The organism is Methylobacterium sp. J-077, from assembly GCF_022829365.1.
GTDB lineage: Bacteria > Pseudomonadota > Alphaproteobacteria > Rhizobiales > Beijerinckiaceae > Methylobacterium.
This window is the reverse complement of the sequence record NZ_JAKSYJ010000225.1, coordinates 79057-95716: the sequence shown is the minus strand read 5'-3', so window position 1 is coordinate 95716 and position 16660 is coordinate 79057. Positions and strand designations below refer to the sequence as shown.

Annotated in this window: 11 protein-coding genes and 1 pseudogene; 1 reads left to right on the top strand and 11 read right to left on the bottom strand. The window is 61.8% G+C overall.

The window, feature by feature from the left end:
* Positions 1-354: 354 nt before the first annotated feature.
* From MKL11_RS28525 to MKL11_RS28475, 11 genes and pseudogenes are all read right to left on the bottom strand, one after another.
* Positions 355-2109 carry a glycosyltransferase family 4 protein gene (locus MKL11_RS28525; RefSeq protein ID WP_243949861.1) on the bottom strand — a complete coding sequence of 585 codons (1755 nt, stop codon included), beginning with the start codon at positions 2107-2109 and terminating at the stop codon, positions 355-357.
* A 151-nt stretch (positions 2110-2260) separates the two neighbouring features.
* Complete coding sequence (locus MKL11_RS28520) at positions 2261-5050, bottom strand: glycosyltransferase (protein ID WP_243949853.1); 2790 nt, start codon at positions 5048-5050, stop codon at positions 2261-2263.
* Positions 5051-5234: 184 nt separating this feature from the next.
* Complete coding sequence (locus MKL11_RS28515; RefSeq protein ID WP_243949850.1) at positions 5235-5750, bottom strand: hypothetical protein; 516 nt, start codon at positions 5748-5750, stop codon at positions 5235-5237.
* Between the two features lie 289 nt (positions 5751-6039).
* A complete protein-coding gene (locus MKL11_RS28510; RefSeq protein WP_243949848.1) occupies positions 6040-7386 on the bottom strand; it encodes a nucleotide sugar dehydrogenase in 1347 nt (448 codons plus the stop codon).
* Between the two features lie 596 nt (positions 7387-7982).
* Entirely contained in the window at positions 7983-9821 is a 1839-nt protein-coding gene (gene asnB, locus MKL11_RS28505) for an asparagine synthase (glutamine-hydrolyzing) (RefSeq protein WP_243949846.1), read from the bottom strand.
* 43 nt (positions 9822-9864) lie between these two features.
* Entirely contained in the window at positions 9865-10491 is a 627-nt protein-coding gene (locus tag MKL11_RS28500; RefSeq protein ID WP_243949844.1) for a hypothetical protein, read from the bottom strand.
* A gap of 99 nt (positions 10492-10590) precedes the next feature.
* The gene (locus tag MKL11_RS28495) at positions 10591-11601 is read right to left on the bottom strand and encodes a class I SAM-dependent methyltransferase (protein WP_243949842.1); all 1011 of its coding nucleotides are present in this window, start codon (positions 11599-11601) and stop codon (positions 10591-10593) included.
* A 40-nt stretch (positions 11602-11641) separates the two neighbouring features.
* Positions 11642-12310 carry a hypothetical protein gene (locus tag MKL11_RS28490; protein ID WP_243949840.1) on the bottom strand — a complete coding sequence of 223 codons (669 nt, stop codon included), beginning with the start codon at positions 12308-12310 and terminating at the stop codon, positions 11642-11644.
* Positions 12310-14430, bottom strand: a complete 2121-nt coding sequence (locus MKL11_RS28485; protein WP_243949838.1) for a glycosyltransferase — start codon at positions 14428-14430, stop codon at positions 12310-12312. The genes MKL11_RS28490 and MKL11_RS28485 overlap by 1 nt, the downstream gene beginning before the upstream one ends.
* A gap of 179 nt (positions 14431-14609) precedes the next feature.
* Entirely contained in the window at positions 14610-15635 is a 1026-nt protein-coding gene (locus tag MKL11_RS28480; RefSeq protein ID WP_243949836.1) for an NAD-dependent epimerase, read from the bottom strand.
* Between the two features lie 107 nt (positions 15636-15742).
* Positions 15743-16031, bottom strand: a pseudogene (locus MKL11_RS28475) (IS5/IS1182 family transposase); the annotation flags it as partial.
* Between the two features lie 319 nt (positions 16032-16350).
* Between MKL11_RS28475 and MKL11_RS28470 the strand changes: the two are divergent.
* Positions 16351-16653 carry a hypothetical protein gene (locus tag MKL11_RS28470; RefSeq protein WP_243949834.1) on the top strand — a complete coding sequence of 101 codons (303 nt, stop codon included), beginning with the start codon at positions 16351-16353 and terminating at the stop codon, positions 16651-16653.
* The last annotated feature ends 7 nt before the right edge of the window (positions 16654-16660 follow it).

Below are 16660 nucleotides of genomic sequence, written 5' to 3'. Positions count from 1 at the left end.
CCGAACATGCGGCGCCGCCCCCGACGAGGATGGCGGGCCGCACGTGCTTCGAGCGGTGTGCTCGACCCTTCCCGGTCCAGGCAGGCAGAATTTCCTCAGCGACCACCCCCCCCAGCCCGAACCATGTCCACTCAGTGTCGGCCGCGACGATCCGATCCTGACCGGCGACGGTCGAGGATCGCCGGGCGAAGCAGCTGATCCGCCGCAGCGCTATGGGCTGAGCATGGCCGGCCTACTTCCTCCGAGCCGAGACCGTATCGGTTCGGAGGCTCGTCGCTGGCTTGGCACGCTACGGCGTGGGTGATCACATAGGCCGGCGAACCGTCGCTGCCTTCCTCGCCGGGTCATGCGTATCTATTTAACGTTCAAAAGCAGTAGAGAAGAATTTACACTGCCATAGCCCCGACCTTCCAGTGCTCCATACAGAATAAAATGGATCAGGGGATTTATACTTGCTTCGGCCACATCTGGATTTTGTTCGATATAAAGGGCCGTGTCGAAATTTGGGCCTGCTCTGCGGCCCTCACTGCCACCATGCAAATAGAAATGTTCGACCGGGTCATGTCCAGCATCTGCGACATCGTTGTTGACATTTAAATAGTATTTCTTGTCGAACAATCCCGAGATGAAGATCAGAGATTTAGCGTCAATGAATCTTCCGTCGGGAAGCTTGATGCTCGACTCGGATATTTCAGCGCCGCCTGGAAGGGTGTGTTGCGTCGCTGCCTTCATGATCTGATCGTACCACGCTTTCCTCAACCAGCCGCCGAACGCGCGCTCGTGTTCCTCACGCTCGGCAGCGGCCTTTGCAAGTTCGGCCTCTGAAATGTGTCGCTTCTCAAGCAATCGATCCAAGACGTCCATTGCCCTGTGCTGCCCCTCGACACGATTGGGGCTGAAGGGTATCGGTGTGCGCTGTTGCGCGGCTTGGGCGACCTCGTCGTAGAAGGTGATCGCGCGCTGCCGAATGGCTTTGCGGTCAGCGAGGCCTTTCACATGCTCGATATTCGCGGTCGCGATACGATCCACGAGAGCATCGTCCGACATCGTGCGTACGAGCGCCTCAGCGATCTCGTCCGGATAGAGATTCCGCGCAAAGATCACGTTCCGCCCGTCTTCCACGACAGGCACGATCGTTTCAATGGGCGACACGATAGGGACCGCGCCGAGGGCCATCGCCTCCATCATGGAATTCGGGATGCCATCAACGAGCGACGGAGCCAGCATCACCCTAGCCTGCGCGAATAGGTCGAGGGCGACGTCGTGCGAGACCCGCTCCCGCGCCACGCAGCTTGCACGCATCTCCTCGGAAAAAAGCTTCTGGTACCACATCTGAATGTATGGATTGTCCATCCACAGCATCTCGATGCGACAGGGTTTAATCCTGTCCCACGCCTGGATAATCCCCTCGAATACGGGATTAGCTTTTGCCCAGGGTGTCTCGTAAGCCTTCGGCCAAACGATCAGCCTTTCTCGTTTGGACGGCAGATCGGTCCACTGGGACCGCATGGTATCGAGATCGAGCCCCCCTGGCCCCGGGACGACACCCATTCCAGGCTGTTCGATTTTGGACTTCGCGAGGCCTGCGGTCTGAGCGAATTGATAGTTCTCTGCGTTATCAGCAATGAAATGATCGCATTTTTGGAAAATTTCTTCAATGACTGGACGAATAGACGGCGAGTATCGTGGCAGTGCGGTGTCTGATCCTCCGCGGGCTTGCGCGACCCAGGCTCCGACCTTTGCATCCGGAAAGCGACGCAGCACTTCGAGATAGAGGAACGAGGACGGATCGAAGCCTAGGGTATGAATGATATCTGGTTCCCAGGCACGAATGACGTTCGCCAACGCCTCCTCAAGGTCGGCTATCCCGGCCGCGGGAAACGCCGTCCTACGTTTATCATCGTTTCGAAGGGGCGCCCCAGAGACAGTCTGATAGCACTTGACCCACCATTCTTCCGGAGGCTCGGTCGAGTTCAGGCAAAAGATACGCGTGTTGAAGTTCGCGCGCTGAAGCAGGTTGATCCACGAGTGCGTGTGGGGACTGTTCGGCCACCCGACAAACAGGATTTTGGGCCTGCCAGGAAACGGATCGTCATCAAATTGGGACATCAGTATCTCCAGGAAATCAGGCCGTCAGCCCGCGAGAGTTTTCCGGCTGGTCGTTGGATGTAGGCTTCATATCGCATCGACCGATTTTGGACGACGCGCAGCGATTATCCGGGTGCACGCGGGGCACGGGCGCTGGGGCAAGCCGTCGTCGTCAATGGGACGCCACACGCGTGACGTCGTCGCCGCGCGCTACCGGCCGGGCGAGCGCTGTGCTCTCCGTCGGCGAATCGTGACCGGGCGGCAGGTGCAGCGCGATGGCGGCTTCCCATTCTCTGGCAATGCGTCTGACATCGATGTTGATCGCGCATTCATAGGCCGCCGCCACCAGCTTCTCGGCCAGACGAGGGGTGGTCATGAGGCGCAGCATGCCGTCGGCCAACGCATTGGCATCGTCGGCCGCGGTCAGAAGGCCTGCCTCACCGTTCGCCATGATCTCGCGCAGCCCTTGGGACCAATCCACGGCGAGAACCGGCACGCCGCAGGCCAGCGCTTCGCGTAGATCGTACGCATCGGCCTGTCGCGGTGAGATCAGGACGAGAGTGCCCGCGCGGCGCAGAAGCGGGAACGGGTTTTCCGGTCGTTCGATCAGCCGAACGATGTCCCGCAGCCCTCGTGCCGCGATCCGGGCCGATAGATCCGCGTCATCCAACTCGGTTCCGACGATGAGTAATTTGAAGTCCCTCCGCAATTCCGCGAGGACTGAGCAAGCTCTCATCAATAATTCTAGATCGTTCTCGGAGAGCGCTCGGCCAATACTCACGAACGTGAACCGGTCCTCGGAAAACAGGTTTGGATCGGAGCAGGGTGCGAGGGACAGTCTGCGGATTCGCGCGCAATCAATCGGATCGTCCCGGAGATCGATATGTGCGGCGGGAATACCGAACTTGGACACCAAATCTTGCTTGCCGCTGGCACTGGGAGTGGAGAGGCGTTCAGAGGCTCTGCAGGCGTTTGATAAGATCCAAGGGTGCGGAGACCCTTGGCACGTCGGCCCCTGGGTCGAGCCGCCGTCAACGGATGCGATGAACTTGAGCGACCGGCCGGTCTGAGCAAGCCATGCCGCCACTGTCGCCTCTTCCCTGAACGCGATCAACGCCGTCTCGGGCCCGAGCTGCGAGAGAACGGCCTGCAGACCTTCGACTGCGGGCAGGCACGCATCGAAGGCCGCCATGAGGTCCGGATATTGCGGGCGGTTGGGTTGCGTTGCCGAAACCGTCGTGGACGCGGCTGTGGGAGACGACATCCGGGCGCTGTGAGCGGACGCCGGGATGAAGTCGCGTACGCACAACACGGCGACGCCTTCCGGATGCGCGGTGGGCTGCATATCCTCGGTCAGCGTCAGGACGTAGGGAATGTAGCGTCGCCGATCGAGCTGCGAGGCCAAGTCGACGACGATGCGGCTGGTCGCATCGCCGTCGATGGCGTGGTGCAAGAGCGCGACCGGTCGCGCAGGTGCCGATCCGCTTCCGGTGGGATCCGACAATACCGTGAGCCGAGTTGTGAGCTCACGCGGCCAGTCGGGGTCGCCGCCATCGAAGGTCAGGATAGTCTTGGCGCGGATCCAGACGGGAGCGCGTTCGTCGAACACGCAGAGTACGTCCGTCCGGCCGATCCAGGCGAGCTGGTCGGGCAGGTTCGCGCCTCGGCGGATCCACGTGGCGAGCCCGCTCCAGTGGTATCCCTCGCAGGCATCGTCCAACACGGTGACGCGCAGTCCCGCGCCGGCGAGATCGTAAACCGCGGCGTTGATTGACTGACGCAAGCTGGGATCGGCGTGCACGGGAGCCAGGAGCACGACCCCGAGCTGCCGCATCCGCTCCGCATCCGTGGCGGGCGGCGACGGCGCCTGCGCCGCGATCGCACCCGATACGAAGTCCCGGAGCGAATAGAGGCGTCCGATGAGGGCAATTTCATCGACCGGGCTATAGGCGATACGGCTGTGCGGATCCGCCAGCGCCGCCGCCAACCTCTCCCACATGCCCTGCCAAGCATCCTGCACCGGTTGGAGCGCCTGCTCCCGAATGCGGGCGATGACCTCCAGTCGGAGCGCCGCAGCAGATGGCGTGCCCGCGGAGTCGATCCACTCCAGAACCCGCAGCACCAGAGCGGGGTGGGGGCCGAGGCAATAGAGATAGGAGGAGCGCTCGAAGGCAGTGTTCAGCGCGCTCGTGACCACGGCACGAGCCATCCCGACATCGGAGAGATCGGCCCAGGGTGCGAGCTGCTGGAGACGATGCTGATTGATGAACCGAATGCTCGCGAGCGCGGTCTCGAAGTAGCAGGCGTCGGGAAAAACTTCTGAACCCTGTAGGGCATGATTGCGATTGATGACCGTCCATTCGGGAATGAAAACAGCCTTGTTGTTCCTTAAAAGCCGCAACCACTGATCGAAATCTTGAGCATAGCGCAGCGTCTCGTCGAAGTGGCCAGCTGCCCGCCAGGCTTCGCGGGAGACGCAGATCGAGATGCCGCTGATGCAGTTCCGATAGAACATGGCTAGGACCTGAAGTTCAGGCTCCGGCACAGGTCCCCACAATTCACGGCGCTCCAATTCCCCCGTCGCGTCCCGCAGAAGGGTGAAATACGAGAAGAAGAAGCGGCAATCGGGATGCGTTTCGATCCAGCGGTTGTTTATCGCCAGCTTGTCAGGCTCGAACATGTCGTCCGAACTCAGCCAGTGGATCCAAGAACCGGTCGCGCGCCCAAGGCCGGCGTTCAGCGCCGAGCCAACGCCGCCATTGGGCTTGTGTACGGCGATGAATCGGCTGTCCTTAGCGGCATAGGCATCGATGATCGCGGCCGTTCCGTCCGTCGAACCGTCATTGACGACGATCGCCTCCCAGGACGGATCGGTCTGCACCAAAATACTGTCAAGCGCGGCTCCGAGATACTGCGCTTGATTGTATGTCGGCACGATGATTGTGTGGCGTGGCGCGCTCATTACATATCTGTCCGAGATATTAGGGTGATAGTTTCCCGGCGATACGCAACGACGGGCGGAAAGCTACCCACCACGGCTGCATCAAGCGAGACATGTCGCCCATGCGTATCGGGTCGACGGACGCGCAATCGGATAACGTCGCTGCAGGTGTCTCGCACGATGACACGGATGGCCGTCTCGGGGCCTAGAGGCTCGCACCGTTCTGGGCTTGGCTACGAACGCGGCCTGCACCGTGGTCGACGGCAGAGGGGATCGCGGGAGCGAGCGGCTCGCCGTGTTCCAGCTTAGACTGCAGATCCGCGTTCAACTGCTTGAGCAGCCACTGATCCGCCATGGCGCGCTTTCGCTCGGCCTGCAGGACCACGGTATCATCCTGCAACCGGCGATTGATTAGCGCGAGGGCCGTTCGATCGGTCTCGATCGCTTCCATGGCTGCCAGCAGCGTCGCGTTCTCGGCGGCCAAACGGTCGCGACTTTGTATGACCTCGTCCCACGCGCTGGCGATCGACGACCCGTCAAGCATGGCGGAGATGCCTGCTTGGTCACCGAGCAGCTTGTTCTCGTCCCGCAGGCAAGCGTTGAGGTCGCTCAAAGCGGCCGCCTCTGCCTTGAGGGCCTGCGCATGCGCAGCGGCGGTCCGCAACGCCTCGGCGTGAAGCTCGGCTGCAACACGCTCGTTCCGCAGGAGCTGATTGATCATCCGCCTCGCCCGCCATGGGGTCAGCCATGCGTGTTTCATCGACGCCCCGCGATGCCATTCGGAAGAGTTGCGACGCCTTAGCTCATTCTCAGGGGCAAAGGAACACGGCCGCGCCGCCGGTGAAGGCCGCGACAGCGGTGATCTCCGCGGTCGCTTGGCTGCCGTCCCACAGCTGCGGCCACGGACCAGCGCCCACGACGAGGAGCAAGCGCGCACCACAAGTTCGGCACAGTCCGATACACCGCGAAGACCTCCGTGGCGGCGCCGGGTGTCGCCGACGCGGGAAGGCCTAGGCTTTCAGGATGTTCGGCCCGCTCAGGCCCTGCCGTGCGCAGACGTTCCGCGTATCGATAATGAGGCGCATCGATTTGGCAAGCAGGGCGTAATCGACGTCATCATGATCCGTGCAGATGACGGCGACGTCGAACCCGGCCAAGGATACTTCATCCCATGAGAGGAGGATGTCCGCCTCAGGCGCCGGGTGGTCTCGCGTCGATGGAACAGTATCAAGATAGGGATCGTAGAACGTGACTTTCGCCCCGCGTTTCGCTAATAGTTCAATGATTTTGAAAGCCGGGCTTTCTCGGACGTCATCGACGTTCTTTTTGTAAGCCAAGCCCACGATGAGCACTTTGGCGCCCTTGACTGCCAAATTAAGCCGATCGCTCAAGCCCTCGACGACGCGATCGACCACCCGGAGTGGCATCGCGGTATTCACTTCGCCTGCAAGCTCAATGAACCGTGTCACGACCCCGTGCTCGCGGGCCTTCCAGGTCAAGTAGAATGGATCGATCGGGATGCAGTGTCCACCGAGGCCGGGTCCAGGATAAAAAGGCATGAATCCGAAAGGCTTAGTCTTCGCGGCTTCGATGACCTCCCACACGTCGATGCCCATCGCCTCGAACACGACCTTCAATTCGTTCACGAGGGCGATGTTCACCGAGCGAAAGATGTTCTCCGTCAGCTTGACAGCCTCTGCCGTTTCGAGGCTCGAAACAGCCACTGTTCGCGTCACGATGGCGTCGTAGAACGTCGCGGCGATCCGCTGAGCATGCGTGCCATGTCCGCCCACGACCTTCGGGATGTCGCGCGTCGCGAAGTTCGGATTGCCTGGATCCTCACGCTCGGGGGAGTAGGCTAGAAAGAAATCGGTCCCACTCTTGAGGCCGCCGCTTTCCAAAATCGGTTGCATGACGTCGCGGGTCGTGCCCGGGTAGGTGGTCGACTCCAATATGACGATCTGCCCCTTGTGAAGATGCGGAAGCACTGATCGCGTCGTCATCTCCACGAACGACAGATCGGGTTCCCGCTGCTTCGTCAACGGTGTGGGTACGCAGAGGATGATCGCGTCGACCTCACTGAGGCGCGAGAAGTCGGACGTCACGCGGAACCGGCCGGATTTGACGAATCTGGATACGGTCTCCGCCTCGATGTGTTTGATGTACGACCGGCCATTTTCCAGCTGATCGATTTTCTCTGAATCGACATCGAAGCCCAGAACAGAGAAGTCGCGATCGGCGGCAGTCAAGGCCAACGGAAGTCCAACATAGCCAAGACCTATGATCCCGATCACGGCTTTCCGTTTGGCAAAACGCTCGACGATTTCATTCACCAATCGATCCGTCTGCTCGGCCATCTTCTTCTCCGCTGATCGGCTCAATTAGATGATAATGCTCAGTGGCGGTGCGATACGCATCGGGCCACGATTTCCGGGAAGCGCCACCGAGCTAGACACGTCGCACGACCTGGCGAGCCGTCCCGATCAATGATGCGCCGCCAAATCCGAAACGCATCCCTTGACCGACCTCGGCTTGGTAGCGGGGCAACCGTCCTGCGCCTGAGCGCTGACGCTACGAACGGGCTCGGTTGCGCACGTGTCGCAAGGCGTCGGCCGACGTCACGCTGATCCCCTAGAGCCTCAGCGTACGATAGTCCAGAACCCGAACCGGGCAGGAGCAGAGTTCGCGTCGAGCCGTGCGACGGGTCTTCGTGAGCAACCGCCCCTTGATCCGCCGGCCCCGCGTCGCCGCCCGGAGCGTCGTGATGCTGATCCGGTGATGGGCGCGCCGCCGCCCGAAGAAGATGCAAGGACGGTTCTGACGGTGGGGATCATCAGTCTCGAGCGTGGTGGGTCGTATCAGCACCGGCGCGATCCTCGCAGTGCCGGCCTCGGTCGGTGCCGCCCGTCGAATGGCTCCGCCTCGACCGGCGTTGAGACAATCGTTCGCGCCGTCAGGCGTTGAGAACCTCGCGACTCCACAACTCGGAGATCATGAGCGTCCAGGGATGCGACCAGGGTCGCAAGCCGTGCTGAAAATCGTTGTAGATTTCGCTGGCCCCCGTCGGGTCGAACATCCCCGAGGACCGGACGGTCTGCGCCGACAGGGTGTCCTGCACCACCTCCGCGAGCGGACCCTTGAGCCAGTCCGCGAAGGGAAGGGCAAACCCCTTCTTGGCCCGCTTGTTGAAAAAGGAAGGCGGCAGATAATCTCGCGCGACGTCACAAACGATTCGCTTCACACCACTTTCGTCGTAGCTGGCATCGACGTCGAGCGTCCGCTCCGTCATCGCGATCTTGGACTCCTGCGGCAGCGACAGTGCGATGTCGACAACCACCGGATCGAGGAACGGGACTCGCACTTCGAGCGAGTGGGCCATGGAGCAGGCATCGATGTCGCGCAGCAACTGATTGCGCGTGTATCCGTTCAGGCAGAGCACACCGGCCCGATCGAGTGTTCCGCCGCCGGATAAGTCGTCGTTTAGGGCCAGATCCGCAGAAAAACTTTGCTCTACCGACTGATTTCGAAAGTCTTCAGAGAGGTAGCGTGTCGCCGCCTCTGGTCCAAGCAAGTGGTATTGTCCACCGAACGCCTGAAGATATTCAGGAGTCTGCTCGGGAGGCAGTGGCGCTGAGCCGAACCGATGTGCCATTCTGGCGAACCAGGGATAGCCGAGGAAGACCTCGTCGCTCCCCGTTCCCGACAGCGCGACGGTGACGTGCTGCGCCGTGGCGTGGGATACGAAGTAGCTGTTGAGTCCATCGACGGACGGCTGATCGATCCCCCGAATGAACCGCATCAAATGGTCGACGATCTCGTTGGTGCCGACCATGACGCGGGTATGGTCGGTTCCGAGGAACGCTGCGGTTTCGGCCGCCTCGTGACTCTCGTCGACGACTTGCGCGTCGCTTTCGAACCCGACCGAAAACGTCTTGATTTGCCGATTGGTCGCCGCCGACATGAGCGCAACGATCAACGATGAGTCGACCCCCCCGGACAGAAACGCACCGACCGGGACATCGGCCACCATCTGCCGCTTCACCGAATCGGAAAGTGCCCATTTCAGGGCTTCGACCTGCATCGGATATGGCTGCCGGCGGAGATTCGGGACCCGGTCATGCGCGAAGGTCCAGTATCGTTCGATGTGAATACCGGCCCTATCGACGACCATGTAGTGGCCTGACGGCAGGGACTCGACGTCTTTGACCATCGTCCGGCTCTGGTAGACAGAGCCGAGGGACAGAAGCTGGCGGACCGAGACCGGATCGACTTCGCGCGGGATCAGGCCGCTTGCCAGAAGTCCTTTGAGTTCCGAGGCGAAGACGATCGCCTTGTGGGTTTTGTGATAGAGCAGCGGCTTGATGCCGAAGGGATCCCGCGCCAGGAGCATTGTCTCGCGCCCCGGTCCCTGCCGGCGATCGTAGATCGCGAAGGAGAAGATCCCACGGAGCAATTTGAGGCATCCGACGCCGTACCGCTCGTAGAGCGCGAGGATCACCTCCGTGTCGGACGAGCCCTTGAACTCGCGGCCCAAGCCGCGGAGTGCTTGGCGCCGCTCTTCGGTGTTATAGAGTTCGCCGTTGTAGACGATCTGGATCCGGCCCTCAGACGCGCCCATCGGCTGGTGTCCGGTCGCCGATGTATCGATGATCGAGAGCCGCCGGTGGCCGAGCGTCACGGCCTCATCGACGTAGATGCCCTGGTCATCGGGGCCACGGTGCTCCGTTGCCCGCAGCATGGCCTGCACGGCCTCGAAATTGCTCTGACCGAAGATGCCTGCGATGCCGCACATAATCCGCTGAACCTTTCAAGACGCCGCACCGACATCGGCGCGCTCAGTGGGCGTCGGGGGCCTGGGTGAGATCGAGGGTGGGCTGCGGCGTCCGGCCCGAGGCCGGCGGGGTGTTCAGGGCCTCTGGGGAGGATCCTCTTAGTACGCTCCTGGTCACCCAGTGCTTGACCTCGGCAAGGTCCGTCTGCAGTTGATTTTGACCGTTCAGCAGAAGACCAAACAGGCCGGTATGGTGGATGTCGGCTTGCTCCCGCAGCTCGATCAGTCGGGACAACTGTTGAGATATCGAGTCCAACTGAGATCTCAGCGCTGCGATATTCTCGTTGAGATGGACCCGGGACGTTTCGACCTGTGCGGCGAGCGCATGGGTATGTCCTTCAAGTTGGGCCAGCGTGGGCGTTGCGTCCGAGGCGAGCTCGGGCAAGCGCGCGTCGATGTTCGCCCAGCGTGCGGAGGCGGCTGCGTCTTTCGCATCGTTGGCCCCCCGCGCAGCGGTCTCCAATTGCTCGAAGGTTACCGAGACCACGTCCAGCATCCGGCCGATCCGCGTAAGGGGATCCTCCTGGCCGACGCGCGCTTGTCTCGTCTCGGCGCCAGGCTGCGAGTCCCCGGCTGGTTCGATGATGCCCCGGTTGGTCTCGTGGGATGAATCGGCGGCCCGCTCAGCCATGATTGCGCTCTCCGTTGATGTGAACGCTCGCGTCGAACCTCCCGGGGGCGATTTCGGTCAAGCCCGGCAGATACAGCACTGCTGAATGGTGCCCTGGCTTCATGATGCCGAATGATCGTCCGTACGCCTGGCCAAGACATAGACGGTATGGCCAGGCACGCCTTCAAGCCGTCTTTCGCCCAAACGGCGCAACGTATCGATGGCCAATTGGCGTTGCTGATCAGGGTGGCCGAGATTGATCCGCTGTCCGAGCGGACCGAAGACATGGGCCGGCCAGATCCCGTCGCGCCATTGGGGACCAACATAGAAGTCCCAGAGATAATGCTCCAAGGGTTCGATCCGGACGATCTCGACCGCGAATCCGTAACGCGGCAGGGCTGCGCGGAAAGCGCGCTCGCTCCAGAGCGTGACATGATGCGGGGGAATGGCCGTGTGGCTGTCGCGGTAATGCTGTATGGGGCCCGCCGTGTCAGGTGTCGTCACGATCAGGATACCACCCGGTCGGACGAGGTCCCGTAACGCGCGCAGGCCTTCGAAGGGATCCGAGAGGTGCTCAAGGGTCTGAAAGGAGCAGACCGCGTCGAATGCGGCCGCCCGATCTTTGATCACGACGGGCGGACCTTCGTAGACTTCGAATCCTTCCTCGGCCAACCTATTGACCTGGCTTCCGCTGAGATCGTTGCCGGCCAACCGCATGCCGGGTTCAGCCCGCCGCAACTCGCGGAGGAAATGTCCGGAGCCACATCCGACATCGATGACATGCTGCGCACCAAAGGCACGCAGATCCTTGATCGCCAGATCGAATTCCCATTTCCTCGGCGTGTAGTACTCGGTCGTCTCGATAGCCTCGTAGAAGTCCTGATCCCCGGCAAGAGGCGGATCGAATGTTCCGAACGTGCAGACGGGACAGTGCAGCAGGCTGACGAAGCGCGATCCCTGGGTGGTGTACTTGGTCCTCGTCTCGGCCGAGAACCGGATGCCGAACTCCTCCCAGCGGTCCAGAACCTTGGCTAGGTCGACGATATGGTCCGCCGTCTCGAGATTCGCTTCACCGCAGGCAGGACATTTGGGCAAGGGGGCAACTTCCGGTACGCCGCTATCCAAAATCATTTGTCTAGCCACGGCTGGTCTAGCTACAATCAAGACGGAACTAGGGCAAGCATGACCTAACGGCCGTCGTCTCGCGATGAGGTTGAGACGTCCTACTCAACCCTGAGCCCCGGCCTCCGGTGGTTGGCTGGCCGGACGAGGACGGACCGCGGAGAAGTTCCTTCGTCTCAGGGGCCCCCTCGGACAACCGCTCCTCGACCCCGCCTTTCGAACTGTCCGAGTCGCGCGTTTCGGTGTCCGGGCGGGCGATACAGTCGGCGAGGGCAGCTGCGCGCTGCTCAACCATATCAAGGTCCTCGCTCAACTTGACGTTTCGGTACTCCGCCAAAGCTAGGCGTTGGACAGTGTCGTCGTGCATCTTCTCCAGCCCCGCCGTGTCCTCCTTCTGCCGAGCTGCCGCCCGCTCGAACCGAACGATCCGCCACTCCAAGCTTCGGACCAGCGCGATCAACGCCCCGATCTCCGAACGCATGTGGTGGTTCTCTCGCACCAATTCGCTGTTCCGCGCGACCAGCTCCAGGCCCCTGTTAGACGCCTCGGCAAGCATGCCTACGAGGTTCGATGAATCGTCGGGCATGATTGCCCGGCTCGATGCGTCGGTGAGTCGGCCGATCAGCTGCTGATTTTCAATTTCCAGGGTGGCGCACCGGGCAACCGCTGCCCGCAGCTTCCTGGCTAGCACCCAGGGCAGCATCGACTGGATACGCATCACTCGTTCCTCAACATTCCCCTCGTGCAGGCGTCGATCGCATCCCCCGCGAGATGTTCCGGCCCTCGATCGGCCGATGGCCGGGCGCTGCGGGTTTTCGAGTGGGTGCAGCCATCGACGAGCGTTTCCCAACGCCGGGCTACCTTTTTGACGTCCATGTCCTCGCATCGGCGGTAGCCCGCACGGACGAGGTTCCGCCGCAAGGCCGCGTCGGTCATCAACCGGCTCATCCCGTCCGACAGGGCCTCCGGGTCATCCGGAGGTACGAGAAGGCCGCACCGCCCATCTTCCAGCACTTCACGTACGCCGCCGATGCAGTCGGTGGACACGATCGGGACCCCGCACGCCATAGCCTCCGTCAGCACCATCCCGAATCCTTCGATGCGGGACGACAGTACGATGGCGTCCGCACGCGCGACGATCGGAAAGGGATTGCGCCGCGCTCCTATCAGCCGCACGCGTTCGTGCAGGCCGAGGCAGTTGATCATTGCGGAAATCCGGTCCTGCTCTTGACCCGTTCCGAGGCAGATCAGCTTGAAGTCGTATCCTTGACCCGACAGGCGGTGAGCTGCGGCCACGAGCAGATCGTGGTTCTTCTCGGGCGAGAGGCGGCCAACATGGACAAAGAGGAAAGCAGCCTCGGCGCGCAGAGCTTCAGCCTCTAGATCGGTAGCGAACGAAGCGCGTCGGATGCGGGAGCAGTTCTGAGGATTGTTCACCGTCACGACACGGGAGGAACAGACGCCGAGTTCTTCGACGAGGTCATCTGCACAGTATTGGGCTGGTGCGATGACGACCTGTGACGCATTGCACGCATTTGCAAGGGCCCAGGCTTGCTGCCGCGCGATCTTCGGATCGGGATAGATCTGCGGCAGGTATACGGACTCGATGGTGTGGATCCACGCGATGAACGACGCATCGAAGTCCATTCGGGCGAGCCAGGTTGCCACGATCGCGTGTTCCATGCTGGCGATAACAGCCACGTCCGGGCCGAGGGCTGCGAGCGCGCCACGAATCCCAGCCGCGCTGCGCCAATGCCCATCCATGGCCTTATGGAACTGCTGTTGAAGGCTGTGGTCCTCCGGAGTTGCACAAGGCACGTCTGCGCCGACCTGATCGCCGACGAACGCATCGACCCAGATGTAGGGAATGTCCGTCACCTTGGAGGCGTTATGCCTCGCATCCCACAGCGTCAGGATGACGGGTAGGTACCGGGTCCGATCCAATTGGCGCAGGATATGGAGCGCGACCGTTTCTGCACCTCCGCCCCAGGAGGTCAGCTCGATCAACGCGACGACGCGCCGCCTTGATGGCGTGCCGCTGGCACCAAGCGCCGCGAGAATACGCGCGAGCTGCTGCTCGGCGCGCTCTGCAGGGCCGATATAGACGACACTTTTCGCGTCGATCCACGTCGATAGGTGACCCCGATCGGCTTGAGCCACCAGATCAACGTGGCCCAACCAGGGCAGGGTGTCACGATCATCCCCGCGGAGAGTAACAACTGGAACCGGACCGCCCCACTCGCAGCTCTGGGCCGAGGTCGACAGGATAACGGTGGCGTATCCCAGCTCCGCGAGACGCGTCGCGACCTCTGTGACCTCGTCTGGGTGCTTGGAGATCAGCGCAATCCGCGCTTGTACAGGACGATCGTGTCCCTGCGGCGAACCTCGGCCCTCGATGGTGCCATCGGCAGAACCCACCTTCCAGTTCTCGGAAGACAGGTCCGGGGCGGTGCAGGCCACAGCCAGAACCCCCCACATCCAGGTCCAGCGATCGTCCTCCTCGGCGAACGCCAGCTCGCGGATGTGCCTGACGACTCGTCCCCGGATCTCTTCGCGGACGCCCTCCGGAGGCTCCCCGCTGAAAACCCATTCCAACGTCTTCAAGATGAGGACTGGGTTCGGGCCATCGCGATGGATCGCTGCCGATCTGTCGCCGGCGATGGCCAGCGCCCGGGTGACCGCGGCCTCCGTTTCCGCGCCTTTGCGAAGGTCGAGATCGGGAAAGAGATCGTCAAAGCTTCGATTCTCGATCTCGAACTCCGCGAACAGCAGATTGGACGCCGATGACGACGCGGCGGGGACCAGGTCATCGGATACGAAATGAGCCTCGGGACTCATCGTGACGCCTCGCACGTTGGCCAGAGCAGAAGCAGGGCGACCCGTCCTTCCTCTGGCTCCGGAACCATGTTCAAGTCCGTCAACGGCAACAATCCTGCTTCTTTCATGCGCTCGTTTCGTGACCGGCGTCCGTTGCCGCGGACAATGCGATAAAACGCCGGCTGATCAGACGAGTTCGGTCACACGCCGTGATATTGTCGGTACCAGGAAATGAAGCGTTCGATGCCTTCGGCTATCGGCGTCGACGGTCGAAAATCGACCTCGCGCATGAGCGCGTCCACGTTGGCGTATGTCTCGGGAACATCGCCCGGTTGCATCGGCAACAACTGGCGTTCCGCCTTCAGGCCAAGATTTTTCTCGATCAGATCGACGATGTCGAGAAGCTCAGTCGGGCGGTTGTTCCCGATGTTGTAAACCCGCCAGGGTGCATTGCTTCGTGATGCGTCGGGATCATCGCCGTTCCACGTCGAATCCGGGGTAGCTGGCCGCTCGAGCAGTCGCGCAATGGATTCGATGACGTCGTCCACATAGGTGAAGTCGCGCTTCATCTGCCCGCCGTTGAACAGCTTGATCGGTTCACCGGCGAGGATCGCTTTGGTGAACAGCCACATCGCCATGTCCGGGCGGCCCCAGGGGCCGTAGACGGTGAAGAACCGCAGACCCGTCGTCGGAAGGCGGAAAAGATGACTGTAGGAATGAGCCATCAGCTCATTGGCTTTCTTGGAGGCGGCGTACAGGCTGAGGGGATGATCGACGGTGTCGGTCACACTGAAGGGCAACCGTGTGTTCGCGCCGTATACGGAGGAAGAGGAGGCGTAGAGGAGATGGGCGCAGCCGTTGTGTCGGCACCCTTCCAGCACGTTGATGAAACCCTGGAGGTTCGCATCGACATAGGCATGCGGATCAGTGAGCGAGTAACGGACGCCGGCTTGAGCCGCCAAATGGATGACGCCGGTGAAGCGGGACGCCGCGAAGAGCTCGCGGACAGCCTGCCGGTCAGCTAGATCGAGTTCGATAAACCGGAAGCTCTTGTGAACCGAGAACTGCGCAATCCGCGCGCGCTTCAGCGCCGGGTCGTAGTAGGGCGTCAGGCTGTCGACGCCGACAACTTCGTAGCCGTCTGCAAGCAGTCGCCGTACCACGTGAGAGCCGATGAAGCCGGCTGCACCTGTCACCAGCACGATACGATGGATGGAGGAGGCCAAAAATCTTATCCCGGTTGCATGAGACTGCCGATCACAGCCGACCGCAGAGGGGCATCCCCGTAACATGCCGGCGTCGGGCCTCAAAGGCTGGGAACGCGCTGGACAGCAGCATCGACGAGAGCCGCCAGCAGAGGGCCGTCGTTGCAGACGGGCCCGATCGGCGTCAAGCCAAGCGACCCGCCGTCGGCCTCCACGACGAGGCGGACTTCGTCCTGGGCTTGCCCCGGTCCGTGGGAGTCGGCCCCCGCCGCGGAGCCCTCAAATCGCCGGCAGGCTCGCCCTGCCGAGGAAAGCGTACGACCGCTGGCGTGCACCCGCATCCTGCAGTGGCTCCAGCATCACCCGGTACAGGGCGGCCGGGACGCCGACGGCCTGCCACGCGCTCTGCCGCCGCCACCGCATCTCGGAGGCTCGGGCTCGGAGGCTAGACGAGACGCGATCACCGCGGTTTTGCCCTTTGCTAGATATCCGAATCTGCTGCGGGCTGGTAGGAGCTGGAGGGACGCCGATGTCGGATTGCGTCTGGCGCCATGCGTCGGATGCACGTTACGGAAGCCACGCGCACTCGCCGGCGCGATGACGATGCACCCCACGAGGCGCTTGCCTGCTGCGTTTTGTACGTTATGCCCAGACTGTGTGCCGGTCTGCGACGCGTCAATTGATTACGTCCGTATCGCCACTCTGCAGCGCGTTTCTAAGTCGGCCCGAGGATGAGATGACTGATCATACCGTGCAGGACCGCGAAAATTTTCGAGCCATTCTCCACGATCTGCGGGCCGATCTCGATCTCTTGGCAAGGCAAGTCGACGAAGCCAATCAGCGTACGAAAGCCGTGGGAGTCGTCTTGAACGCCTTGGTCGCAAGTCTACGGCCTTATGGCTACAATCAAAGACACTTTTCTCACTTGGTGCGGCTCGCAGCTGCCGATCTTGCGGATTTCGGCCCCGAATCGGTGCAGCACGAGGTGCTGCTGATCAACTGCAGAAAGGTGCTCGGGAAGCTCATGCAGACATCGTGAGTTCCGG

Excerpts from the sequence above, each read along its gene's own strand:
- MKL11_RS28525 (WP_243949861.1), bottom strand. The coding sequence starts at position 2,109 with ATGTCCCAATTTGATGACGATCCGTTTCCTGGCAGGCCCAAAATCCTG.
- MKL11_RS28520 (WP_243949853.1), bottom strand. The coding sequence starts at position 5,050 with ATGAGCGCGCCACGCCACACAATCATCGTGCCGACATACAATCAAGCG.
- MKL11_RS28515 (WP_243949850.1), bottom strand. The coding sequence starts at position 5,750 with ATGATCAATCAGCTCCTGCGGAACGAGCGTGTTGCAGCCGAGCTTCAC.
- MKL11_RS28510 (WP_243949848.1), bottom strand. The coding sequence starts at position 7,386 with ATGGCCGAGCAGACGGATCGATTGGTGAATGAAATCGTCGAGCGTTTT.
- asnB (WP_243949846.1), bottom strand. The coding sequence starts at position 9,821 with ATGTGCGGCATCGCAGGCATCTTCGGTCAGAGCAATTTCGAGGCCGTG.
- MKL11_RS28500 (WP_243949844.1), bottom strand. The coding sequence starts at position 10,491 with ATGGCTGAGCGGGCCGCCGATTCATCCCACGAGACCAACCGGGGCATC.
- MKL11_RS28495 (WP_243949842.1), bottom strand. The coding sequence starts at position 11,601 with ATGATTTTGGATAGCGGCGTACCGGAAGTTGCCCCCTTGCCCAAATGT.
- MKL11_RS28490 (WP_243949840.1), bottom strand. The coding sequence starts at position 12,310 with ATGCGTATCCAGTCGATGCTGCCCTGGGTGCTAGCCAGGAAGCTGCGG.
- MKL11_RS28485 (WP_243949838.1), bottom strand. The coding sequence starts at position 14,430 with ATGAGTCCCGAGGCTCATTTCGTATCCGATGACCTGGTCCCCGCCGCG.
- MKL11_RS28470 (WP_243949834.1), top strand. The coding sequence starts at position 16,351 with ATGACTGATCATACCGTGCAGGACCGCGAAAATTTTCGAGCCATTCTC.